1 protein-coding gene is annotated in these 319 nt (G+C 51.7%); it reads left to right on the top strand.

The window, feature by feature from the left end:
* Positions 1-319: pyridoxamine 5'-phosphate oxidase family protein (locus KSW37_RS15930; RefSeq protein ID WP_217743546.1), on the top strand; the 319-nt coding region annotated here is incomplete at both ends.

The raw sequence follows: 319 nt of genomic DNA, 5'->3' as shown, positions 1-319 counted from the left end.
CTCATCCCGAGGTTTGCCTTTCAGCCGTAACCCGTTGTGCGCCTACGGTTGGTCCGAAGGACGGCAGTTTCACCCTGCAGTTCAAATCAGCCATCGCATTCGGCAAGGCTGAAATAGTGACCGAGGATACAGAGAAGATTCATGGTCTCCGACTAATCAGTGAACGTTTCCTTCCTCAACACATGGATGCTTTCGACGAGAGCATCGCCCGTTCCCTATCACGCACGGCTGTAGTTCGCATCACACTTACTGAGCCACCAACCGGCAAGCGCAAGCAGTATGATAAAGAGGGCGTGGAAATGAAATATGGAAGAATGGA

The sequence above is a fragment of the Segatella copri genome (genome assembly GCF_019127135.1).
Taxonomy (GTDB): Bacteria; Bacteroidota; Bacteroidia; order Bacteroidales; family Bacteroidaceae; genus Prevotella.
Note: the sequence above shows the minus strand (reverse complement) of the source record. Positions and strands in the feature narration are given on the sequence as shown.